The 23,261-nt window shown below is 51.9% G+C and carries 25 protein-coding genes; 18 read left to right on the top strand and 7 right to left on the bottom strand.

What is annotated here, in order from left to right; all coding sequences use genetic code 11:
• Window position 1: 1 nt before the first annotated feature.
• Together HFP08_RS06600 and HFP08_RS06605 are read right to left on the bottom strand one after the other, a co-directional pair.
• Window positions 2–241, bottom strand: a complete 240-nt coding sequence (locus HFP08_RS06600; RefSeq protein WP_168119729.1) for an NHLP leader peptide family RiPP precursor — start codon at window positions 239–241, stop codon at window positions 2–4.
• Window positions 242–350: 109 nt separating this feature from the next.
• Window positions 351–1,283, bottom strand: coding sequence for a hypothetical protein (locus HFP08_RS06605; RefSeq protein WP_168119730.1), 933 nt, complete (start codon window positions 1,281–1,283; stop codon window positions 351–353).
• Between the two features lie 201 nt (window positions 1,284–1,484).
• Here HFP08_RS06605 and HFP08_RS06610 point away from each other — a divergent pair, with 201 nt between their 5' ends.
• The 6 genes from HFP08_RS06610 (at window position 1,485) to HFP08_RS06635 (ending at window position 5,473) form a co-directional block, all read left to right on the top strand.
• Window positions 1,485–2,051, top strand: a complete 567-nt coding sequence (locus HFP08_RS06610; protein WP_168119731.1) for a C40 family peptidase — start codon at window positions 1,485–1,487, stop codon at window positions 2,049–2,051.
• A gap of 125 nt (window positions 2,052–2,176) precedes the next feature.
• The gene (locus HFP08_RS06615) at window positions 2,177–2,977 is read left to right on the top strand and encodes a hypothetical protein (protein ID WP_168119732.1); all 801 of its coding nucleotides are present in this window, start codon (window positions 2,177–2,179) and stop codon (window positions 2,975–2,977) included.
• 82 nt (window positions 2,978–3,059) lie between these two features.
• Window positions 3,060–3,449 (top strand): LapA family protein, encoded by a 390-nt coding sequence (locus tag HFP08_RS06620; RefSeq protein ID WP_168119733.1) that lies wholly within the window; start codon window positions 3,060–3,062, stop codon window positions 3,447–3,449.
• A gap of 2 nt (window positions 3,450–3,451) precedes the next feature.
• Window positions 3,452–4,384 carry a TRM11 family SAM-dependent methyltransferase gene (locus HFP08_RS06625; RefSeq protein ID WP_168119734.1) on the top strand — a complete coding sequence of 311 codons (933 nt, stop codon included), beginning with the start codon at window positions 3,452–3,454 and terminating at the stop codon, window positions 4,382–4,384.
• Between the two features lie 33 nt (window positions 4,385–4,417).
• Window positions 4,418–4,618 (top strand): hypothetical protein, encoded by a 201-nt coding sequence (locus HFP08_RS06630; RefSeq protein ID WP_168119735.1) that lies wholly within the window; start codon window positions 4,418–4,420, stop codon window positions 4,616–4,618.
• A 162-nt stretch (window positions 4,619–4,780) separates the two neighbouring features.
• Window positions 4,781–5,473: an alpha/beta hydrolase gene (locus HFP08_RS06635; RefSeq protein ID WP_168119737.1), complete on the top strand. Its 693-nt coding sequence runs from the start codon at window positions 4,781–4,783 to the stop codon at window positions 5,471–5,473.
• 111 nt (window positions 5,474–5,584) lie between these two features.
• Here the strand turns inward: HFP08_RS06635 and HFP08_RS06640 are convergent, their stop codons facing one another.
• A complete protein-coding gene (locus HFP08_RS06640) occupies window positions 5,585–6,412 on the bottom strand; it encodes a lipase family protein (protein WP_240941146.1) in 828 nt (275 codons plus the stop codon).
• 139 nt (window positions 6,413–6,551) lie between these two features.
• On the opposite strand from HFP08_RS06640, the gene HFP08_RS06645 reads away from it, so the two are divergent.
• On the top strand, window positions 6,552–7,520 hold the full coding sequence (locus tag HFP08_RS06645; protein WP_168119739.1) for a Gfo/Idh/MocA family protein: 969 nt from the start codon (window positions 6,552–6,554) through the stop codon (window positions 7,518–7,520).
• A gap of 66 nt (window positions 7,521–7,586) precedes the next feature.
• On the opposite strand, the gene HFP08_RS06650 is transcribed toward HFP08_RS06645, so the two are convergent.
• Window positions 7,587–8,786, bottom strand: coding sequence for a magnesium transporter CorA family protein (locus tag HFP08_RS06650; protein WP_168119741.1), 1,200 nt, complete (start codon window positions 8,784–8,786; stop codon window positions 7,587–7,589).
• A gap of 216 nt (window positions 8,787–9,002) precedes the next feature.
• On the opposite strand from HFP08_RS06650, the gene HFP08_RS06655 reads away from it, so the two are divergent.
• The gene (locus HFP08_RS06655) at window positions 9,003–9,566 is read left to right on the top strand and encodes a general stress protein (protein ID WP_168119742.1); all 564 of its coding nucleotides are present in this window, start codon (window positions 9,003–9,005) and stop codon (window positions 9,564–9,566) included.
• A 102-nt stretch (window positions 9,567–9,668) separates the two neighbouring features.
• On the opposite strand, the gene HFP08_RS06660 is transcribed toward HFP08_RS06655, so the two are convergent.
• Both HFP08_RS06660 and HFP08_RS06665 read right to left on the bottom strand, forming a co-directional pair.
• Window positions 9,669–10,934: an NAD(P)/FAD-dependent oxidoreductase gene (locus HFP08_RS06660; protein WP_168119744.1), complete on the bottom strand. Its 1,266-nt coding sequence runs from the start codon at window positions 10,932–10,934 to the stop codon at window positions 9,669–9,671.
• A 55-nt stretch (window positions 10,935–10,989) separates the two neighbouring features.
• On the bottom strand, window positions 10,990–11,859 hold the full coding sequence (locus HFP08_RS06665; protein ID WP_168119746.1) for an AraC family transcriptional regulator: 870 nt from the start codon (window positions 11,857–11,859) through the stop codon (window positions 10,990–10,992).
• 202 nt (window positions 11,860–12,061) lie between these two features.
• On the opposite strand from HFP08_RS06665, the gene HFP08_RS06670 reads away from it, so the two are divergent.
• From HFP08_RS06670 to HFP08_RS06685, 4 genes are all read left to right on the top strand, one after another.
• Window positions 12,062–13,234, top strand: coding sequence for a galactokinase (locus HFP08_RS06670; RefSeq protein ID WP_168119748.1), 1,173 nt, complete (start codon window positions 12,062–12,064; stop codon window positions 13,232–13,234).
• A 33-nt stretch (window positions 13,235–13,267) separates the two neighbouring features.
• Window positions 13,268–14,266 (top strand): UDP-glucose 4-epimerase GalE, encoded by a 999-nt coding sequence (galE, locus tag HFP08_RS06675; protein ID WP_168119750.1) that lies wholly within the window; start codon window positions 13,268–13,270, stop codon window positions 14,264–14,266.
• Between the two features lie 30 nt (window positions 14,267–14,296).
• Entirely contained in the window at window positions 14,297–15,889 is a 1,593-nt protein-coding gene (locus HFP08_RS06680) for a UDP-glucose--hexose-1-phosphate uridylyltransferase (RefSeq protein WP_168119752.1), read from the top strand.
• 151 nt (window positions 15,890–16,040) lie between these two features.
• A complete protein-coding gene (locus HFP08_RS06685; RefSeq protein ID WP_168119753.1) occupies window positions 16,041–16,493 on the top strand; it encodes a hypothetical protein in 453 nt (150 codons plus the stop codon).
• A 107-nt stretch (window positions 16,494–16,600) separates the two neighbouring features.
• Here the strand turns inward: HFP08_RS06685 and HFP08_RS06690 are convergent, their stop codons facing one another.
• Entirely contained in the window at window positions 16,601–16,831 is a 231-nt protein-coding gene (locus HFP08_RS06690; protein WP_168119754.1) for a DUF1128 family protein, read from the bottom strand.
• 170 nt (window positions 16,832–17,001) lie between these two features.
• Here HFP08_RS06690 and yyaC point away from each other — a divergent pair, with 170 nt between their 5' ends.
• The 6 genes from yyaC to HFP08_RS06720 all read left to right on the top strand — a co-directional run bounded on the left by yyaC (window position 17,002) and on the right by HFP08_RS06720 (window position 23,234).
• Window positions 17,002–17,556, top strand: a complete 555-nt coding sequence (gene yyaC / locus HFP08_RS06695) for a spore protease YyaC (protein WP_168119755.1) — start codon at window positions 17,002–17,004, stop codon at window positions 17,554–17,556.
• A gap of 4 nt (window positions 17,557–17,560) precedes the next feature.
• On the top strand, window positions 17,561–18,400 hold the full coding sequence (locus HFP08_RS06700) for an alpha/beta fold hydrolase (protein WP_168119756.1): 840 nt from the start codon (window positions 17,561–17,563) through the stop codon (window positions 18,398–18,400).
• Window positions 18,343–19,056: a DUF6483 family protein gene (locus tag HFP08_RS06705; protein WP_277345832.1), complete on the top strand. Its 714-nt coding sequence runs from the start codon at window positions 18,343–18,345 to the stop codon at window positions 19,054–19,056. Before HFP08_RS06700 ends, HFP08_RS06705 begins: the two co-directional genes overlap by 58 nt.
• Window positions 19,057–19,070: 14 nt before the next feature.
• Window positions 19,071–20,255 carry a class I SAM-dependent methyltransferase gene (locus HFP08_RS06710; RefSeq protein WP_168119758.1) on the top strand — a complete coding sequence of 395 codons (1,185 nt, stop codon included), beginning with the start codon at window positions 19,071–19,073 and terminating at the stop codon, window positions 20,253–20,255.
• 93 nt (window positions 20,256–20,348) lie between these two features.
• Complete coding sequence (locus HFP08_RS06715) at window positions 20,349–22,037, top strand: histidine kinase N-terminal 7TM domain-containing diguanylate cyclase (RefSeq protein WP_168119759.1); 1,689 nt, start codon at window positions 20,349–20,351, stop codon at window positions 22,035–22,037.
• Window positions 22,038–22,151: 114 nt separating this feature from the next.
• Window positions 22,152–23,234 carry an HD-GYP domain-containing protein gene (locus HFP08_RS06720; protein ID WP_168119760.1) on the top strand — a complete coding sequence of 361 codons (1,083 nt, stop codon included), beginning with the start codon at window positions 22,152–22,154 and terminating at the stop codon, window positions 23,232–23,234.
• Window positions 23,235–23,261: the final 27 nt, after the last annotated feature.

Here is a 23,261-nt window from a genome sequence, read left to right on the forward strand (position 1 = left end):
ACTAATTCCAACGAGGGGTATCAACCTCATCGTCATCGTCTTCTGCCGGGTTCTGTGGAAGAACAAGATAAAGCTGGGTAGCGGATTCCTCTAAAACTTCAATGTCGACATCTGCAGGGGCTTCCACGCCGAAGGCGTCCTTGATGGCGGTTTTCGGGTCTGCAATCAGTTGTGCTTTGAATGTGGCGTCCGACCATGCTTTTTCGATAATTTGCTGCTTCAATTCCTGTTCAGTTGTCAAATTTATCATCCCTTCCACAATATGTATGGTTTTACTAAACCAAGTCTATCATTTGGGGACGACAAAATCTAGTTCTTTTTTCTTAGTTTCGACATTATTTTCGATAGAATTATAGATCTTTTGAAGTAAATGTCGAAAATAGGGAATTGAATCCGCCTTGAAGTCGTGCTTTCTTCCTTGATTCGATAGTCTCGGTTATGCTTTGCAGCGCATCGATCATATAGGCATTGAAGGCAATCAGCTCGGGAAGCAACGCCGTTAGCGCGGTCAGCTTGGTATGATTATGAACGGCGATGGCCGTGAACGACTTCATGCAGCCTCTCACATAAATAGCTGCTCCAATCGATTCTCTGGTTAATTCTCCAAATTCGGCTTCGATGAGAGCGAGCAATCCGTTGTAATTCCCCTCCTCCCAATCTTCCTTCCAATCCGCCCAATCATCCAGCATCTGCAGGGTAACCAGCACGCGGTCGATTCCTTCCTCCATGACAGGGATACGCTCAGGCTCCGAAGCGAGCAGCCAGGCAGCTGTAGAGGCAAGCTTCACCGGCGAAGCTTTGCCGGCTGTGCGCAGAAGGTCATGAAGAAAATAATTGCCGCTGACCTCATTCACCACGCTGTCCGCCCACTCAGTCACATAGCGATTGAAGTAGGACCAGAATGGACTATTGGAAGCGAACAGTTCCCGGAAGGAAGCTAGCATATCCAGATAAAACAGATTTCCCAGCGCAGAGCGTTGCTTCATGGTCGAATCCCACTTACTGTCCATAAGATCATCCTGGTTGAAGAAATAGAGCATCCCGTATACGTTGGCAAGAGCAAGACATTGGCATTGCTGTTCCGACAAGGCCGCAGCATCCTTAAGCCAGAATGGCAGAAGGGTGCATATAAAATCCTGGCGGCTGTCATTCTGAAGAGGATTGAAGCGGCTCGCATATTCAAGGCCAAGCTCATTCAGCGGCGACGGATAACCGGCAATGGTTAATTCGACGCGGCGATATAAGTCTGCGAGCTGCGATTGATAGCGCGTATGCCATTCCATAGGAAAGCACGTCCTTTCGGTCCAAGTATCTATTCACCACTATAGCATGACAGAGAAAGAAGAGACATGGCTCATTCATGCTCCGTTTCGCGAAAACTGGACTGGAGTCGGGGCGAGAACTATACCTTCAGCAGGTTATGCAAGATTAAGAATTCCTTTACAGTTAAGGAAATTGAACATCGTAATCGGAGGTTGACCCTAATGGAGCAGGCGAAAGAACTATATATTCTCTTCACGGATACCGGCACGCTGTTGTCTAAATTGATAAAGAGCTATACGAAGATTCCGCTTAATCATGCGTCGATTTCCTTCGATGCGAATTTGCAAGAGGTATACAGCTTCGGGAGGAAGAGTCAGGGCAATCCGTTCCTTGGAGGCTTTGTGAGAGAGAACCTGTATTCGCCGTTGTTTCAAGAGGCCAGCTGCGCGGTGTACCGTTGCACGGTTTCGCATTCTTCCTATGTCCGCATACGGGCTCAAATCAGAGAATTCGAACAAAATCAGGAGAGATACAAGTACAACCTGATCGGTTTGTTCGGCGTTATGCTTCAATTGGAATGGGAGAGGGAAGATCGTTTCTTCTGCTCGCAATTTGTCGCAAGCGTGCTTGAGAATGGCGGAGTAAAGCTGGTCGACAAGCCGCCCGTTCTCGTTACTCCCGCCGATTTACAGCAAACAGGCATGCTGATGCAGGTATACAGCGGCAGTTTGAACGAGTATCTGGGGCATGACGTCTTGTTCGAGAAAGGATGCGTTCAGACTGCATAATAGTCGGACCTCGATGAGCGCTTGCCGGGCACATACGGGGATCGGCCTTATTTGACAAGGCGGGAGAATGCAGCTAATATTACTATAAACGATAATGATTCTCATTATTAAAGGAGAATGCAAGAATGAAGACTGATACTAGAAAACCGTGGAATTGGCTGCTTTTCCCGTTCTCATCGATAAAATCCGGCGCCGAAGGCATTTATGCCGCTTCGGTAGGTCATGGCGTATTTGAAATAGATGGCGATTCCAACTGGAGCAAGCTGGACAGAGGTCTTCCGGCAAGCGCGAGCATCTATCGCCTGCAGCTCCAGCATGATCTGCTGCACGCATGCACGAGCGAAGGCTTGTTCGAATGGGCGGACAATCATTGGGAGGACGACGGTTTGCCTCTAGCCTGCTATCAATACCGCAAAATCGGCGGAACATGCTTCGCGGCTACGGAAGACGGCATGTGGCACCGATACGGAGCAAGATGGGAGAGACTTGCGTACCAAGGCAAGCAGGTGTACGATTTTCTCAATTTGCCTCAATTCGTAATTGTCGGCCATGAAACGGGCATTGCCTTGTACGATAAGTTTATGGATGAATGGTCGGAATTTGGTTTGTCTCGAAGAGTAACCTCTCTATCGGTCTATCGGGGCCATTTGATTGGCGTCAGCGAACTGGGCGAGCTGTTCATTGGGGACAAGCGGGGCGGCTTCGATCGGGTTGCGTTCGGAGGCAAGCATATCTTCACTGTGGCATCCAAGGGCGGAGAGGTGTACGCCTGCACGGATCAGGGGTTGTACAAGCTTGTGTGGGCAGCTAACCGTTTCATGCTTCTATCGGTCCAACTCGGCTTTGCTGTGACGGATGTTGACATTCAGGGTGATCAGCTCCATGTCGCAACTTTGTTCCACGGCATTCAGAGCGTTCAGCTATAACTTGAGAGGATATGGGCAGAATGAACATTGTATGCTGGACGAATGGACTTATTTATGAGAATCTAAAGCTGGAGGGATGCTCATGAAGAGTCAAGGTTTGCTCATATCCGCATTTGCTTTTGCGGTCGTTATTGCCGTATTTGCCGTTATCAACGTGGAAACGGTGGAAGTGAATTTCTTGTTTGCCAAGACATCAACGCCGCTTATTCTCGTTATTCTTGTCTCTACCTTGCTCGGCGGGCTCACTGTCGGCTTGTTCGGGATGCTGCGCATTTTCCGTCTGCAGCGCACTGTGAAGACCCTGGAGAAAGGCTCGAAGGATCAGTCGGCAGACCAGCAGCAATCTATTGCTGAAGGGCATGAACGGCTCGAAAACCTGGACGAAGACGATGTCGACGCGCAAGAAAGCTCGAACCAGTCGTCCAAAGCATTGGACAATTCGAATGAACAGTCGGAATTGGACAAAGGCTAGAGATGGCATTCGGCTATACATACGTTAGTCACGAAGAGGAGTTCGAGCTGTGCGCGCTTGAAATGCTGTCTTTGTTCGGGATTGGAATCACAGCGAAAAACGGTTTTTTCGTCGATCATGGCTCACGGCCTTTGTCCATGCATCGAAGTCCTTATTTGAAGAGAAGGGTGCATGTCGCCATTGCTGCAAGGAGTATCGAAGAGCTGCTTGCGCAGCTTGCCGATTATGAATCTCCACAGCTATCGTTCAAGGTCGTATTCACGGATGGGGACAGAGCGTATACGTTCGGCGAGAAGCGGGAGCTGGAGAGGCTCGTCGGTGCTGCAATCAGAGGCAAAGCCGATATGAGAAAGCCCGATCGACGATTCGGCCTTGTTCCGTATAATGGAGGATGGCTGTTCGGCGAATGCGAGGATCATAACGCAGTCTGGTTAAAGCATCGGATGAAGCCGCAAAATTATTCGACAGCTTTGCCGGCAAGGGCCGCCCGAGCGATCGTCAACACAGCTGCCGGCTTTCGGATAGAAGGAATGAAGATGATTGATCCTTGCTGCGGCATGGGCACTGTTCTGATCGAAGCGTTGTCGATGGGAATCATGGCGGAGGGCATGGACCGGAATCCGCTCGCGGTAAAGGGCGCAAGGATTAATCTGCGGCATTTCGGATACGGGAATCTTGTCAGGCTCGGCGATATGAGAGAAATCGCGGGAAGTTATGATACGGCTGTTATCGATCTGCCTTATAATCTATGCTCGGTCATGGAGACGGAGGAGCTGTTGTCCATGCTTCGTACCCTTCGTCGAATAGCTCGAAGAGCGGTCGTTATCACGACGGAGCATAGGGAAGAACAGCTGGAAGCCGCCGGATTCACGCTTAAGCATGGGGCGGTATTGCGAAAAGGAGCTTTCGCGCGTCAAATAAGTGTAGTAGAATAAAGATGATTTGATGGTTAAAGCGAGGTGAACCTTATGACTGCAAACGAACACAATGAATCCGCAGAGCAGCAGAAGCCTCTAACTCAGGCTGAACGCGCCAAACAGCTGCTTGCGCAGAAGAAGCAAGGCAAGGGAGGCATTCCAGGCCAGAAAAACTTCTCAACCGGGACGCAGGAATTGAAAAGCCAGAACACCAAGAAGGTCAATAATCAACGCAAAAAAATGGGTGTCTAAATACGCGATGGACAACGCCGGCTGTTTTACAGTTTGGCGTTTTTGCTTTTTTTCCCGATTGGGTTGCCGTGGATAGAAATGACAAGACTCACCTTGTATGAATTTGGCCTTCTCCCCGCATGATAAGGAATACAAAAATATTGGAATAGATGGGGTGAAGAGATGATGATGCCGAAATCATCTTCGCTTAACGTTTATTTGCTCGCAGGTGTCAAGACGATGCCCAGCGCCTTTCAAGCCTGTCAAGACCGATTGAACAAGCAGCTTAGGGAGGCGGGCATCGAGCCCCGTATCCGTGTTCTCTTCCCCTATGGCGATGCAACGCGCAGTCTGGTAAGGCAGGTGCTGGAGGTGAGAAGCGACTTGTCGGGGCGCATGAAGGCTGGCTGTATTGGCGGTCGTTATGTATGGCAGCAGATCAAAGATACCTTCGGTAATGAACGATTGCTGCTCATCGGTCATAGCGGAGGAGGCGCAGCGGCCTATCAAGCGGCGAAGCTGTTGGAGGAGGAAGGAAACCGCGATTTTCGCGTGGTGCAGGTAGGCTCGCCCAGAACGCCGATTCATCCCAAGCTGACGCATAAGGTCAGCTACTTCCATTCGGTTGACAGCTTGGGCAAGCTCAATGATCCTGTCAGTCGTATCGGCAGCTGGGGAGGCTGGAGTCGGGCCAGCCTGGCGGTTCCGAAATGGAATCGAAACAAATACGCGCCGGGACATGTTGCAGGAATCCCGACGATTGGCGGGCATGCGGATTATTTCCGGCATGCGTCTCCGTTTATCGATAACGAAGAGGTGTGCAATTTGGATAAAACGATGAAGAACATCAGTGAATGGTTGAAGGAGTGGCTATAGCCGTTTCCCCGTCCCTATTCGTTCGAGAAGCAGGCTGTCCGTTATCAGGCGTGACGCGGGAGCAGCCTGCTTTGCTATTGCAAGATACTCTTTCCCCTGACTGAGCCGTTCTTATTCGCTCTGGATATGCTCGCTGAACGGGCACCATCCCGGAGGTTCGGCGCATACAGCGGCAGCGACGGAAGGCTGATCCTTGGCAAGATCGTCGAAATAACTGGACAGCACATGATTGCCGGAAACGGAGCCCATGCGGAAGGAACGGGGAACCTCGCCCTTCACATGAAGATAGAAGTAGGTTTGCTTTGTCTTGGGAGATTGATAGACAAGCGGCGGCAGATGCGGCACAATATCGAACTCATTCTGGAATCGCCAATGGGTTCCTACGCTGTAATTGTAGAGCTGTACGAACTTCGGATCTCCGACCCGCGGCGCGCCAAACGTATATACAATCGGGGAAGACAATGGCGAATTGCAGGCAATGTCAAGCGCGGCGAGCGTTGCGAGCGCTCCGCCGAGACTATGTCCGGTAATAAACAACGGCTTGTCGGGAGATAGCTGACTCAGCAGCGAGAACACGGAATCGCGGGCCGAGGTATAGATATCCGTGAAGCCCTTATGGGTTTGTCCCGCGTTCCTGACAGAACGATATGTCGTCTGTTGGGCGATGAAGTCGGAGACCCAGTCCACAGCTGAACCGCTTCCTCTGAAGGCAAGGATGCTGCATTGCTCCGACTCGATAATAAATCCGAAAGGTTCATAACGGTTGTCATAGGCGCGGGCTTTGAATTGCCCCACCAGGTTGTAAGTACGCGGAACTAGAAATAATCCATCCTCTTTGTTGTTGAATTGCACATAGGTTTGTCCGCAGACGGCAGCCAGGAATAATGCGGTTTGCATATTCAGCTCTTGTCCTCGCATGTGTCCGGTTCCAGCAATCATTTGTCATCCCTCCGCTCGAACTGCATTCGGCGCTGATGCTACATTGTATGTGGGGGCAGGCGAATGGGTGCTGGCGGAGATGGGATGGACGATGGCAATCGCGACATCTATAATAGGGCAAGAGAGGAGTTGGTTGCAGGTGACAATCAATATTGGAATAATCGGCACGGGATGGTTCGGCATGATGCATGCCGCGAAGCTTGCCAAGCTTGAAGATGTGCGGGTTGCCGCTTTCACGGCGACGAATCAACTGAAAGCGGATACGGCGGCCAAGTCATTCAGCGGAGCGAAGGGCTTCGACGATGTAGCGGCAATGCTTGAGAGCTGCAAGCTTGATGCTGTGTATGTGTGCGTGCCTCCCTTTGCGCATGGCAGAATTGAAGAAGAGCTTATCGAACGGGGCATACCGTTCCTTGTGGAGAAGCCGCTCGGCGTGAATTCGGAAATTCCCGAGCAACTGCTTGCGAAGATCGAAAACAAGGGATTGATCACTTCCGTAGGCTATCATTTCCGATACATGGACAGTACGTTGAAGGCCAAGCAGCTGCTTGGAGAATCCAAGCTGGCTATGGCAGCGGGGAGCTGGATGGGCGGTATGCCAGGCGTTGCGTGGTGGAGAGCGATGGAGCTGTCGGGCGGCCAATTCGTGGAGCAAACGACCCATATTGTCGATCTGCTGCGCTTCACGGCAGGCGAGGTGAGCGAAGTCTATGCGGCGTACGGCAATCGAATCATTGCCGAGACTTCGGAGAACGCGGATGTGCCGGACATAGGCAGCGTCATTCTGAAGCTGGAGTCGGGGGCGGTGGCAACGATCAGCAATACTTGCGCGATTCCGGCAGGCTCGCGGAGCGGATTGCAGCTGTACACGAGCAAAGGCGTTCTGGAGCTCTCCTCGAACGGTCTCATTCAGGTCGAGCCTAATCAACGAATGGAATACAGCAATCACAGCGATCCTTATGTAAGGGAGAACGAAGCTTTCTTGCATGCGGTGAGAACCGGAGATTCCTCGAAAATCATGTCCCCGTACAAGGATGCGTGGCAAACGCATCGCGTAACGATGGCCGCCAATGAATCAGCGCGCACCGGGCTTCCGGTTAAGCTCTGATTGGACAGGCTTGAGCCGTTCACTGCGAAAACAAAACAAAAACGCTCCCCGGGAATGACGGCTGCATCAGCGTCTCCTGCGGGAGCGTTTTTGTACGGCGCTGTCGAATGCCGTTTCATGCGCCTGGACAACAAGCTGCTCTTTGCGGCTCTCGGCGACAGGATTTCGTTTGTTTCTGGACGATCTATTCTGCTTTGATGATTTCTGCGCTCCTACCGACTTGGAATGCTTGAGAAGCAGATCCCCGGTCCAGCCTTTCTTCCACAGCCACAAATATACGCCGATCGTAATCACGGCAATGCCCGCAAGCATAATGGCGAAGCCCCAGCGATTCTCTGTTCCGGGAAGCCAATCAAAGTTGGTTCCCAGCAGGGAGCCGATAATGGACGCAGGGAGGAAGACGACGGTAAATATCGTCAAGGTCTTCATGATATCATTGCCGCGAAAGCTGGAAATCGCGTCATTCATTGAGATAAGCGTATCGATTTCAAGCGCGTAATGCTTGAGCAGAAGCTCGATTCGTTCAAGCTTATGCGTAATTCGTGTATAAGCTTCCTTCTCTTGCAAATCTTGCTCGAAAACCTCCTTCGCGGCTCCATGCAATTCGCGAATCGGGATAAAAAGATGGCTCCAGTGCAGCAGATCGTATCTACGCTCGAATATGCTGTCAAGCAAGCTTGTTCGATTTGCGTTCTGCATCGTGCGCTCCAGCTTGCCGAGTCTTCTCTCGAAGCCGTCGAGGCCATCGTGGAAGGTTTCAAGAATAACGCTGATCATAATGAAGAACGCCTCAGGCGCGCAATCGCATTCCGCGTATTTGTCCGCATGATTGCCCGATTGCAGACGCAGCGGCACTCGAATATCCTCGTGCATGGTGATCATTCGTTTTTTCGAGATCCAGAAGTGAAAGGGTTGAATGTCCGATTGATCCTCGGATACCTGTATCATCAACGTGCCCGTCATCAGCGGGCCGAAGCCCGGAATATCGTCTACGGAGATATGGTTGGCTCTCCTGCCCCTTGCTTCGACCGTCCAAGCCGCGCATTCGGGAAATTGCTGTCTCAGCTCTTGCAAATGCCGTTCCTCGAGCGCTTGCTTTTCCGAATTTGACGCTTCCTGACGCTTCGGTCGAGTCATGGGCTGTTGGGAGGCTTTGTTTTGCCGTTTCCTGCTTGGAAGCTCCCGCCCCTCTTGGGAAAGCTGTCTGCTCTGCAGCAGCACATGCCATTCCCAGTCTGCGGGATAACGCAGCATACGATGAATCATTGCTTATGTCTCCCCTTGTCCGAAATTCAAGAATCATCTTCCATCATACCTTGAAGGAGAAGCTTGCACAACCTGTCTGACGGGAATTGCGGTTTGATCGACAGAAGACGTCACATTCAGACATGATCCTATTTCTTGCTCTGCGATTGAGCCCGTCTGATTTGGGGTATACCAATTGTAAGGAAGCATTTTCATCAATCGAAGGAGGTAATCAGCATGGCTAGAAAACTTGGGGTATTCGATAGTCAGCAGCATGTTATTGACGCTATTGAGAAGCTCGAGAAGGCCGGAATCAAGCAAGGAGATATTCAGGTGCTTGCCAAGGATTTCGAGCATTCGAGACGTATTGAATCCGAATCCGATGTGCATGTGGATGAAGTGCGGGAGGTAGAGGAAGCGAGCGAGCATAGCGCTGCTCCGGATTCAGGCGATCAAGCGCGTTTTGCCGGCATTGGCGCCGCGGCGATGTCGGGCTCTTACGGCATGAACGGAAACGGGGGAGTTGCGGGAGCGGGAGCCGCGTTCTCGTATGCGCCGGCTTTTGTCTTTTTTGGCTCTGACGATGATCATGAGAATACGTTACACGCTTTCGGCTTGGACGACAAGGAAGCCGAACTGTGCGGCAAGGCGATCAGCGAAGGCAATCTCGTTATGGTCGTAGAGACGGATGAAAGCAAATCGCTTCTGGACAAGGACGGCGGCCCGGATCTTTCCGCGCTTGGCGTTGCGGAAGCGGTGTTCCGCGATTGCGGAGCCACGACGATCGCGGACGGAAGCTAGAAATCGTTCTTGCTCTTATTAACAATTAAATGCTCTAAATCAGAAACAGGCTGCCCGGCGGAAATTCCGCAATACGGGCAGCCTGCTTCGCGTCATAGAAGGTTAAGGCGTTGAAATGTTGTTCAGAGAGCGGCGGTTCAAGGAAACGACGTTCGACAGAAGCTGATCTTCGCGGCTCATAAGGCTTGAGGCATCCGATTTCTGCCGAATCCATGCGAGAAGCAACCGTGCGGCCATCATGCTATAGACGGTGCCGTTGCCTCCATAGCCCAAGCTGTAATAGACATTGTCTATCTTCGGATCCTCTCCGATGAAAGGCAGGTTATCCTTGGATTCGCCGAAGACGGCGTTCCATTCATAATCGATGGAAGGCGACAGACCGGGAAAATGCGATTGAAGCAGCTCAAGCAGCTTCTCGCTATGTTTGGCAGCCTGCTTGTCATTGTGAACGAGCTTGCTCTTGTCTTCGTCAAGACCTCCCGCAACAATTCGTCCATCGATCGTTGTGCGCAAGTAGAGATAGGGGCGGGCGGTTTCCCAAATGAGCAGTCGATGATGCCAATCCTTAAGGGGCTGGGGATCTGTCACAATGACGAAGGAACGGTTCAGCTCTGCTTTGATCAATTGTCCGCGAAGCTCCTCCGGCTCGTAGCCAACCGCGAAGATTACATGTCTTGCGGTAATCGTGCCGCCATTGGACGTGCGAAGAATATGTAGTCCGTTTGAAAGCGTACGATGTTCTTCGATGGAGGTTTTCTCATGCAGCCGGGCGCCCGCTTCTGCCGCTGCATCGGCCAGGGCGTGCACGAATTGATAAGGATTCACCTCGGCATCGCCATGCGTAATGATGGCGCCGGGCTTCGTAAAGGGGAAATGCGCTTCGATTTCCTGCGGCGTCCAGTATTCGGTCTCGAAGCCGCAGGCGGTTAAGGCGTCGAATTCGCGCCTCAGCTTCGGGAGATCCTGTTCGCTTGACGCATAGTATAAGCTGCTTCGCTGCTTGAAGCCGGTATCTACCGGCAGGCTGTGAGCCGCAGCAGCGATTTGATCGACTGCGGCTTTGCAGCTGCGATAGAAGAGCTCCGCGGCTTCTTTCCCGATTTGTTCTGTAAGCTCGCTTAACATGATGTCATTGCAGAATTGAAGCAAGCCCGTATTGGCCGAAGTGCTTCCAGCCGCAATGCGGTCTTGCTCGACGAGCAGCGTGTCCAGACCTCCCCTTGATAACATATACGAGCATATGACGCCGGACATGCCGCCCCCGATAATGACGACCTCCGCTTCCGCGTCTGAATCGAGCGGGGCGTACGTCTTGGCGCCCGCAAGGGTTGTCGGCCAGTACATCTGGCCAGTATGAAGCTCCTTCATGCTTTTGCACCTCCTGCGTTAGTATGCCCCGTCCGCCAGCCGCGCTTGCAGACGTTCAGCTCATTCTTCTTTCCTTCCGATAAGCAGTAGGCGATATTCCATACACATTCCTAAACTGTTTCGAGAAATATAAAGCATCCTGAATGCCGACGGAGGCGGCCGTCTGTTCAATCGTCAAGTGAGGCTTCTCCCGCAGCAGCAGCTTGGCCTTGTCCAGCCGCAGTCTAAGCAAGAAGGAAATGGGGGACAAGCCGGTTCGTTCCTTGAATATTCGGGAAAGATAAGCTCGGTTGTAGCCAAGCGACTCCGCCATTTGCTCGATAGAAACGGGATGCGTATACTGCGTGGACAAATAATGGACGACGCGCTGATGAAGCTGGTCCCCTTCGCCGTGCAGGCGGCCGTGCATCAACTCCTCTTCGATGGGGCTTGCGGCCATTCGACTGTAGCAGGCCATGAGCAGATGGAACAAGCCTGTCGCTTCGAGCGAAGCCGAAGGCCTCCCTCCGCGGAAGGCTTGATAGATTTGATAATAAAGGAGCTGCGCTCGGCGTCGTTGCTCCAGCATAATAATCTGCGTTTCATCGTGAAAACCGGCAAGCGAGGCCAATTCCGACGCTTCACTGCCCCTGAAGGCGATCCAGCGGTATCTCCAGGGGGAAGCGGCGTTCGATTCATAGCTGATGAGCTGCTCGGGCTTGATGAGGAATGTCTGTCCCGCGCCAAGCTGATGCTTGACGCCCTCCAGGGTGAAGGTTCCTTCTCCCGAGAGAACGATATGCATCAAATAGAAATCATACACCTTGGGACCGAGGCGATGACCGGGCTTCGTCTGACTTTCTCCTGCGAATAAAACCTGTAGGGAAGGTTGGAGTCCCAGATTTAACGGAGGAGAGGAAGCCACTGTATAAAACTCTTGCTGCATAAGGATTTACACCCGCTTTACATTAAACTTGAATAGGGGATATAGTCTGATATTCCTATTTTAGCATGAATGCGAAGGCGAGTTGAAGTCACATAAATACATAAATTCCGCATATTCAGCCATTTCCCGTCCGGGATCGTTCCATTATACTTAGAGCATAACGACGAACCTCATTTTGAGAAGAAAAGGATTGTGATCGCATATGGCAGACATTTCATTGTTGAAAGAGAAGTTTTTGGAGCAATTCGCCGGTGAGGCTGACGGCGTTCATGTTTTCCATGCGCCAGGCCGGGTGAATTTGATCGGCGAGCATACGGATTACAATGGCGGCTATGTATTCCCGGCTGCGCTGACATTCGGAACAACGCTTCTTATACGCAAGCGCGATGACAGAAAGCTTGGACTCGCATCCACCAATTTCCCGGCTGCGCAAGCTTTCGCCATTGACGAAATTGCTTATGATGAGCGCGACGATTGGATGAACTATCCGAAAGGAATCGTATATACGCTGAAGCAGCAAGGCATTGAGCTGCAGAATGGCTATGATCTTCTGTATCACGGAGAAATTCCGAACGGCTCGGGCTTGTCCTCCTCCGCATCCATCGAGGTCGTGACTGAATTCGCCTTGCTCACCTTGGAGAAGAGAGAGATCGACAAGGTGAAAATCGCGTTGCTGGCCCAGAAGTCGGAGAATGAATTCAACGGCGTGAACTGCGGTATTATGGATCAATTCGCCGTTGCGAACGGCAAGAAGGATCATGCGATTCTGCTCATGTGCGACACGCTTGACTATGATCTCGTTCCGTTCGAGTCAGGCAGCTATAAGCTCGTGATCGGCAATACGAACAAACGAAGAGGACTTGTCGATTCCGCATACAACGAGCGCCGCCGACAATGTGAGCAGGCCGTGGCGGACCTTCGTGCGGAGCATGACAATCTAACTCTCCTCGGTCAACTGAGTCTGGAGCAATTCGAGGCTTCCAAGCATCTGATTCAGGATGAGGTCGTGCTGAAGCGCGCACGGCATGTCGTGGAGGAAATCGACCGCGTTCTGCAGTCGATGGAAGCTTTGAGGCGCAATGATCTTGAGCGATTCGGCCAATTGATGAACGCGTCGCATGATTCGCTTCGCGATCTGTATGAGGTGACAGGCGACGAGCTCGACGCCATGGTGGATGCCGCCCGCAAGGTGGCTGGCGTGCTGGGATCTCGGATGACGGGAGCCGGCTTCGGCGGCTGCACTGTCTCGCTGGTGCATGAAGACAGCATTGAGGCGTTCATCGGGCAGGTGGGCAGTGAGTATAACGAGAAGACGGGACTTCAGGCGGATTTCTATGTCTGCTCGATCGGCAACGGCGTAGAGCAGTTAGCTTAGGCGGCAGTCTAATTACGAAAGGAGAAGATTCATATGGCAGTACTAGTGACGGGCGGAGCCGGTTACATCGGCTCGCATGCAGTGGCGGCGCTGAAGGAGCAGGGAGAAGATATTGTTGTCGTCGACAATCTTCAGCAGGGACATAAGGAGGCGCTGCTTGGCGGCAAGCTTTATGTGGGAGATCTGAGAGACCCTGATTTTCTCGATACCGTATTTCAGGAGAACGCTATCGATTCCATTATTCATTTCGCGGCCAATTCGCTTGTTGGAGAGAGCATGACCAATCCGGGCAAATATTATCACAACAATGTGTACGGAACGCTCTGTTTGCTTGAGAAGATGAACGAGTACGGCGTGAAACGAATTGTATTCTCTTCCACCGCCGCTACCTACGGCGAGCCGGAGAATGTTCCGATCGACGAGTATGACCGCACCTTGCCGACGAACGCGTACGGCGAGACAAAGCTGGCCATGGAGAAAATGATGAAATGGTTCGATACGGCGCATGCTATCAAATTTATCTCGCTGCGCTATTTCAATGCTGCCGGCGCGCATCAGAGCGGGCTGATCGGCGAGGATCATCAGCCGGAGACGCATCTGATTCCGATCGTGCTCGAAGCGGCGCTCGGCAAGCGTCCTCATATCTCCGTATTCGGCGATGACTATGACACCGAAGACGGAACCTGCGTGCGCGATTATATTCATGTCAGCGATCTTGCGGAAGCCCATGTACTGGCCGTGCATCGGCTGCGGGAAGGCGCGGAAAGCGCAGTATACAATCTGGGCAACGGACAAGGCTTCTCGGTCAAGCAAGTCATCGAGATCGCGCGGGCTGTGACCGGCCGGGAAATTCCGGCTGCAATCGAGCCGCGCAGAGCCGGAGATCCCGCCGTTCTGGTCGCCTCTTCCGATCGAGCCCGCGCAGAGCTGGGCTGGAAGCCGAGGTTCAGCAAGCTGGAGGATATGATAGAGAGCGCCTGGAGTTGGCATAGCGCCCATCCGAACGGCTATAACGACAAATCATCATCTTAGTAAGCACGGGATCGAAAGGAGATTATCATCATGAATACGAAGGAGCAAGCGGCGCCAACGCCGGAAGAAGCGCTGCTGCTGATTGAACGATTATTGCAATTCGGCCTTCAGCGCGGTCTGCTGCGTCCGCTGGACCTCTCATACTCGCGCAATGCCCTGCTCGATCTCTTCGGGTTCAGCGAGCCTTCATCGCTCGGCGCTCCCGAAGAGACGCTGGACAGCCCGGGGGCTTTGCTGGAGCCGCTGCTTGATTACGGCGGATTAATCGGGCTCATTCCGGAGCAGACGACAACCTATCGGGATTTGCTCGACGCCAAGATTATGGGGCTGCTGATGCCGCGACCTTCCCAGGTGTGCGACCAGTTCGAGAGAACGGCGGAGGCCGGCGGCATCGCGGCTGCGACCCATGAATTCTACCGCATGAACATTGACAGCAATTATATCCGAATGGACCGGATCGCTAAGAATCAATATTGGCTGCATGAGACGACGTACGGCAAGCTGGAGATTACCATCAATCTGTCCAAGCCGGAGAAGGATCCGAGGGAAATCGCCATGCTTCGCTCCATGCCGCAAGCTCATTATCCGAAATGCTTGTTATGCGCGGAGAATGTTGGCTACGCCGGGCGTCCCGATCATCCGGCGAGACAGAACCTGAGAGTGATTCCACTGCGGCTGCGTGAGGAAGACTGGTTCTTCCAGTATTCGCCGTATGTGTACTACAATGAACACAGCATCGTGTTCAAGGGCGTTCACGAAGCCATGGCCGTAACGCATGAATCCTTTGCAAGGCTGCTCGATTTCGTTGAACAGATGCCGCATTACTTTATCGGCTCGAATGCGGATCTGCCGATCGTCGGAGGATCGATACTCAGTCATGACCATTTCCAGGCGGGCCGACATGTCTTCCCGATGGAGACGGCGCCTGCAGAGCGCTCTTACATGGACGCGAAACAGCCCGATGTGCGTTTCAGCATCATCAAGTGGCCGATGACGGTCATCCGATTGAACAGCGCTTCGAAAGCTTCGCTTCACAAAGCGGCTTGCCGCCTGTTGGACGAGTGGAGGGAATACAGCGACAGAAGCGCGGACGTGCTGGCCTATTCCGTACAGAAGGATGGCGACGCTATTCCCCATAACACCATTACGCCGATAGCTAGGCTCAAGGATAACGGGGAGTACGAGATGGATCTGGTGCTTCGGAACAATCGAACCAGCGACGAGCATCCGTTCGGCATATTCCATCCCCATCAGGAGCTTCATCATATCAAGAAAGAAAATATAGGATTGATCGAAGTCATGGGACTTGCCGTCCTTCCCGGACGCCTGAAGCAGGAACTGGAGCAAATCGCGGCATATTTGTCGGGAACCAATCCGGAGAGCGCGGTCAGTCTGCAGCGCGACGAGCATCCTCTGCATCTTCATGCGGAGTGGGTGCAGTCGCTGATTCGGCAGCACGGCGCTTCGAATGCGCATGAGAAAGCGCAAGAGCTTGTATTGGCGGCAACCGGAGACAAATTTCTCCAGGTGCTTCTTGACGCAGGCGTATTCAAGCGCACGGAGCAAGGTTTGGAAGCCTTCGAGCGCTTCTTAAGCTCGGCGGGTCTTGCGCGTACGGAATAGAGCTCGAGCGTGAGCCTTCAAGCAAGCTTCTTAAGGAAGCGCGCTTGAAGGTTTTTTATTGTAATCCCATGAATGTTATGGTATTTTTTATATAATAAAATTATATTATTTCATGATTAAAGCTTTGAAAGTTATCATTGGAGGGGTTATTTTGCCGGAAAAGATGTTGCCGCTGGATGAATTTTTGCAATTGGACACAGAGACCCAGGTCGAGAAGCTCAAACGCTGGAAGATGGATTATACGCTGAAGGATATTCGCGAGGCATGGAATTTCAAGCATTCCGCCCAGTATTATATGCTTCTTAAGAAGCTTAGAATTTACGAGCGGGTGGTGAACAAATCGGATAAGTTCTACCCGGCGCAGGATCAGCTTTCGCAGCAGCACAATCCGGATAATCGGAGCTGGAGAGAATCCTCTTACGCCTCCAAGCTTCCGTCGGATCATTTCGATTACCAGCTCAATACGACCTTGAGCGGTCTGGAGCTTGCCGATCGTCTGGAGCGGTTGTCGCAATTCCTTAAAGGGGAGAACAAGGATATTACCATCAAGCTTTCCTTAAGCTCCGTCGTTCCGCAGAGCGAGGAAGAGGAAGCGTCAGAGTAAGCGAGGGCCGCTGTCGATGCGTCGATAGCGGCTTATTACTGTCGAATTTTGAAAGTTAATGGATGAAACTGGAAACGAGATGCGTTCAGCGGATGAGCAGCATCCGCCTAGCTCTGTTTGCGCAGCTTGCCGAGCTCGGACACAAGCGCTTCGACCTCGCTGATGCTGAAGTTGCTCTTCGCTTCCACAATCTCGTATAATTCCTTAATCTCTTCGAACTGATTCATATCATAGTGGGAAGCTTGCATGGCGGCTGCGGATGCCATTCTCAGCTTGGCTTTGATCGCGCTGATCATCAGCTCGAGATTTTCCTCCGTGTGTTCCTTCAAATCGGACATGCGTATCCATCCTTTCCTTTGCCTCGTTTCAGCTATTGTACCACTTATGAAGCTTCATGCACCATAAACGAAACACGGAGCTCGAAATTCCCCGAAAAATTCGTTACAATAAGGCGAGACGTCAAGTTTCCACAAGTTAATCGTTCCATACATAGAGAGGCAGGCGAGCAATGACGGACGGTACAGAGATGCAATCATCCCATGGGTATCTGAGCGGATTTTTGCGTAAAATCGCGCAGGCAAGACCCGATCGCGATCATATATTATTTGTCTGCATAGGAACGGATAGATCCACGGGGGATTCCTTCGGTCCGATTATGGGTACATTGCTTAAGAAAGCAGGCTGGAAGCATGTGATTGGCTGCCTTGAGGAGCCGTGCGACGCCTATGCTGTCGAAGCGGCTCTGGCTGCCGCGCTGGAATTGCAGGAAAGCGGTAACCTGATCGTCATAGCCATCGACGCCTGCCTGGGGCCATCGGTCGGCGAATTTATCGTCTCCAAAGGCTCATTGCAGCCGGGAGCAGCGACGGGAAGACGACTGCCGCCAATCGGAGATTACAGTATTGCTGCGGTTGTGAATCAGAATGGGCCGAAAGCGTATATCAAGCTGCAGACCACTTCCTTGAACCATGTCTATCTTATGGCCAAGAAGCTCCTCCGACATATACAGGAGGCGTGGAGCATCTCATCATGCGGCATTGCCCGCACAGAGGAAAGAGGTTGATAGAATGAACGATCAGCAAAGAAGCATATCGATTGCGAACGCGAGCATAAGTCTGGGCAGCGGATCGAAGCTTGCCTATTATGATTCGGGGCCGGGCGACGCTTCCGTTGCTCCGCTCGTTCTTCTGCACGGCTATTGCGGGAGCTCGGCCTATTGGGAGATGGTCGTCGCGGAGCTTGCGACAAACCGAAGAATCATCGCGCCGGACGCGCGCGGACATGGTAGTAGCGACGCTCCGTCCGACGAAATCTACACGATGGAACGCTTCTCGGACGATTTGAACGAACTGCTGGGAAGATTGAATATAGATCAAGCTATCATTATGGGACATTCCTTGGGCGGCTATATCGCGCTTGCTTACGCCGAACGGCATAGCGGCGCTTTGGCGGGCTTCGGTCTCGTTCATTCCACTCCGCTGCCGGATAGCGACGAGGCGAAGGCGAATCGGGACAAGGCGGTCCAAGCTCTCGAAGAGAGGGGAATCGCTCCTTTCGTGGAGGGACTTCTTCCGAAGCTCTTCGCGCAGGATGGGATCGATCTGCATCAAGAGCAATTGTTCCGCGGCAAGGAAATCGGCTACGGCACCTCGTTGCATGGCGCGATCGCAACCGCCAAAGGCATGAAGGAGAGAGAAAGCCGTGTTCATGTCGTGGAGGGGTTAAGCGTGCCTGTCTTGCTGGCGGCAGGCACGAAGGACGGCGTCATTCCCGTATCGAGCACTTTCGCCGCAAGCAACGGACGAACGACCAAAGCGGAGCTGCCTTCCGGTCACATGAGCATGATGGAATGTCCGGATCGGCTTGTTCGGGCAATTCTGAGCTTCGTCCGCGAAGAGGAGGAGTGATCGGCCTGTTTCAGAGAGATTATTTAGTGAGAATGATTAACCAAATGACCGAAGCGATGGGACAGATCGTAGGACTGCGCAGGCAGATGAAGCAGGAAGAGGCTTTGCAGATCATCGACGATCTGCTCGACAAACGATTTCGTCTCAGCGGCAGGCTGATTCGCTCCTTGTCCGAAGAGGAGCTTATCAAGGTTATGACGACAAACGGCTTGGTGGAAAGAGAGAATGTCGCGGCTATCGCTTATTTGTTGAAGCAAGAGGCATTGCTGCGGCAGGATCTCGGGAAGGAAGCCGAGAGCTATGAGCTGCATGTGAGAGCGCTCAAGCTCTTCTTGGGCCTTGCTCTGCTGAAGGAGGAGCCGGAGCTGCTGTCGCTGCAGGAGCAGATTGAAGAGCAGCTTGAGCTTCTAAGCGCTTACGAGCTTCCCGCTCCGGCGAAGCGGCTCATTATGAGCTGGCATGAGGCTGAGGGCCATTATGATCAGATGGAGAATGTGCTGTACGAGCTTTACGAGGATCGCGCATGCACGAAGGGGGAGCTTGCGGCCGCGTATGAGAGATTGTTAAGGCTTGATGACGAGGCGTTGCTGGCTGGACGTCTGTCTCGCGACGAGGTGGAGGCAAGTCTTGCCGCGCTGACGGTGAAAGAGGCATAAGGAGTGTGCAAGGAATGAAGGAAGAGAGCTGGCAACAGCTATTGGAAAGATGGATCGAGGAAGGCGCGTTCGTGCAAGCGACGCTGAGCCAGCCGAGGAATAAAGGGAAAGAGACGGCTGCGAAGGTCGTAGTGCGGCCGGTTCTGCTTAAGAACGGTCTGCATTATCAGTTTGAATCGCATTTCGCGAATAAGGCCTTTCACTTGAATGTAGAGGCGGCTCAGGCTGCGAGCCGCATGGCAGAGCTGATCAATCGCGATTACAAGCAAGCGTTGATGAAGAGCGAGGATAGGGATGTGCAGCTTCTGTTCAATAAGAAGGGCAAGGCGACTATGAAGGAGCTGAAGGCAAGCGGCGGCGCGCGGCAAGCGGAGCTTCAGCATAACCGGCCCAAGGAAAGGATGCTGGAAGAGGGCAAAGTCGTACCGTTTCTCGTCGAGCTTGGCATTATGACGCCTGAAGGCAAGGTATACGCCAGGAAGCAGGACAAATACAAGCAAATCAACCGATTTCTGGAGATGGTCTCGGATGTGCTTCACGCGCTTCCTCAGGACCGCGAGGTGACGATTGTCGATTTCGGCTGCGGCAAATCCTATTTGACCTTCGCGCTCTATCATTTGCTTGCGATTGAGCAAGGCCGCTCGATTCGCGTTATCGGACTCGATCTGAAGGCGGATGTTATTGCCTTCTGTTCCGATCTTGCCGGGAAGCTGGGATTCTCGAAGCTGCAGTTTCTTGTTGGAGATATTGCGGAATACGAGGAATTGCATGAGGCCGATATGGTCGTGACGCTTCATGCCTGCGATACGGCGACGGATGCCGCGCTTGCAAAGGCGATTAGCTGGGGCGCTTCGGTCATCCTGTCGGTTCCATGCTGTCAGCATGAGCTGTTCAGACAGGTGCAAAGCGAGGAATTGTCCCCGATTCTCTCGCACGGCTTGCTCAAGGAGAGATTCGCGGCGCTGGCTACAGACGCTGCCAGAGGCAGTCTGTTGGAAACGCTCGGTTATAAGGTTCAAATGCTGGAATTCGTTGACCCTGAGCATACGCCCAAAAATTTGCTCATTCGGGCGTTCATGTCCGGGAACAGCGAATTGTCCATGGGTAAATGGAAGGAGTACGAGTCCTACAGAGACTATCTCCATCTGTCTCCGGCACTAGAGAGGATGCTGCAAGACCGTTTGCCGCATCAGGCGTAGAGGCAGGCCCATCGCCAAAAATGCTAATTGTCGATAGGAACATCATTTGTTACAATGGAAGAAGATGGCTACCAAACGAATGGGTGAACCTTATTGGATTGGATAATATGGCTGGATTTCAGTATATTTTTGGTGCTTATAGGCTTGTTTCTCTATTTGTTCTCATCAAGCTCAATTACATTATTGCACCGAATTTACATGTTTCTGCATGTCGTGTTTATGCTGTGGCCCTTGTTCCAGTTCGCCTCGCAAACGACGGCTCAGCTTTCTTATAGGCTCTTCTACCTATCAGCCTCCTATGCAGGATTATCTCTGCTCGGATTGGGCTGGTTCGTGTTTGTTCTGTTTCTTACGGGGCAATCCTATTATATTCACAAGGGCAGGTTATTCATTCTATCGATTCCGGCCGTGCTCTCCGTCATCTGCGTAATATGGAATCCGCATGGACTTTTCCTCTCGATTCAAGCTCAGAACATGCCTTCGGAGCAGCTAAGAGAAGGTCCCTTGTACTGGGTCATGATCATTCAATTGATTGCGTATTCCGTGGCGTCCTACATTATTCTGTTGTTCAAGCTGAAGAGGAAGGACGAATCGCTGCGTCAGCGCAAAATGGCCAAGACCGCATTGAACAGCTTGTTTCTGCTATCCTTCTTCGCGTTTGCCGACCTATTCATCAATGTGTCGTATGTGTATCATTTCTCCAGATATATTCCGTTAATCTCTGTCGGAATGGCGTGTTCAGCCACATATATTGTATATGCGATCAGCAGGAACCGCGTTTTTGATATTATCCAGATCGTCCAGCGCGATGTTATGAACACGATGTCGATGGGCATCATAGTGCTCGATGAAAACAACACCGTCATAGAAGTGAACAAAGTGATCAAACCGTTCATTCGCGTGAAGCTTGGCGATGTATTTACTCCATCCGCAGTCGTGGGGCAATTCAAAAGCGAAGCGACGAAGCAACTGCTCGACTTCTTCGAGGCCCAGGCGGAGCATCCGCTGGAGCGGCTTGAGATTGAGCTTCAACTGGAGCTCAATCATATTCGCCACGTGATTATGCAATCGGCGCCAATCCTTAATCAGAAGAAGCGGATTGTGGGCAGAGTGTTGACCTTCCAGAATGTAACGGAGCTTCGGATGCTGCTGGAGGAAACGAATATTCAGAACGAGCTGCTTCAGGAGCGCAATCAGGAGCTGTTGATCGTTCAAGACGAATTGTTCCAAGCCAACAAGAAGCTTGAGTATATGGCGATTACGGACGGCTTGACCGGCTGCTTCAATCGCAGATATTTGCTCCAACAGCTCGAAGAAGAGATCGTTACGAATGTCCGACATCAAATTCCATTCTCCATCTTTATTTTTGACCTCGACCACTTTAAGCAAATCAATGATAAGCACGGACATCTCGTAGGCGATGAGGTTTTATGCAGCACGGTTGAGGCGGTGCGAAGCAAGCTGCGTTTGACCGATGTGCTGGCGAGATTCGGCGGCGAGGAATTTACGGTATATCTCCCTCATACGAATCGTGAACAGGCGGATTTGATTGCCGAGCAAGTGAAAATTGCGGTCGAGCATAATTCTGTACCGACCGGCGCGGGGGATTCGACCGTTTCCGTGACGATCTCGATGGGCACGATCACGGTGGATCGTTTTGACATGACGAATTTGACTTATCCGAAAGCCTATCTCAAAGGTTTGATGGCGCAAGCCGATGCGGCGCTCTACGAAGCAAAGTATAATGGACGGAATCAAATTGTGAAGCATAAGCTCGCATGATCATGAATAGCAACCTGCCGATGAATCTGCTAATATAAGAATGCGTGACATTCATTGACCTATGAATATATAGGAGAACACATAGCAGTTATGGTTAAAAGGCGGGAGCAATCTATGAGAAAAGTTCAACTGGAATTAGTCAAGCCTGGCGATAAAGTAGCGAGGCCCGTATTCCAAGATAATGGGAATATCCTGTTAGGAGAAGGCGTTGAACTGAATGAAAGATATATTGATCGCTTGTTGCAGATAGGAATCGATTTCTTATATATTGAAGACGGGGCCACCGTCGATATTATTCCCGAAGAGACGATTCGGGACGAGACGCGCAAGAAATCGGTGGGCATCATCTACGATACGATGAACGCGTTCAAGAATGAGGACCTGTCGAAGAACAAGACGATCGCGCCGGATATCGGACGCAGCTTTCGAGCAGTATTCGGCAGTATTATGCAGGACTTGTCGACAAGGCCGAATGTGCTGGTCAATTTGTCGAGCATTCACTCGATGGAAGGTTACTTGTTCCAGCATTCGTTCAACGTGGCCGTGCTTGCCGGCATTATGGGCATTGCCAAGGGCTTCAATCGGTATCAGCTTGAAGAATTGGGCATCGGAGCGCTGTTGTTCGATATCGGCATGACGAAGCTTCCTGCATCGATGCTGACGCATAAAGGAAGATATTCCGCAGAACAGCTAAGCTTGCTGCACAAACATCCGATGGACGGTTTTCAAATTTTGCGAAAGTATCACGATATCTCGATCGTGTCGGCGCATTGCGCGCTGCAGCATCATGAGAGGTACAACGGCAGCGGTTATCCGCGCGGCTTGAAGAAGGACGAAATCCATATCTACGCCCAGATTGTCGGATTGGCGGATACTTACGACGCGCTGGTTTCCCCCAGACCGCATCGCAAGCGGTACACAACAAGCGAAGCCATTGAATTTTTGTTCGCGGCAGGGGGGACCTTCTTCGATCTGGAGCTGATCAAGCTGTTCTGCAGCCATATATCAATCTACCCGGTGTCGACGACTCTGCTGCTCAGCACGGGCCAAACCGTGGTCGTCACCTCCAATACCGATCTTGCCGTACATCGGCCTCGAGTTCGGGTTATTAAGGAAGCGGATGGCAAAGCGCCTCATTCGCCATATGAGATCGAGCTTAAGAATGAGCTGCATATTACGATCGTTAAAGAATTATAGATGGGCTTGAAATCTCCTTTGTTCCTG

This window comes from Paenibacillus sp. HB172176, from assembly GCF_011947265.1.
Lineage (GTDB): Bacteria > Bacillota > Bacilli > Paenibacillales > Paenibacillaceae > Pristimantibacillus.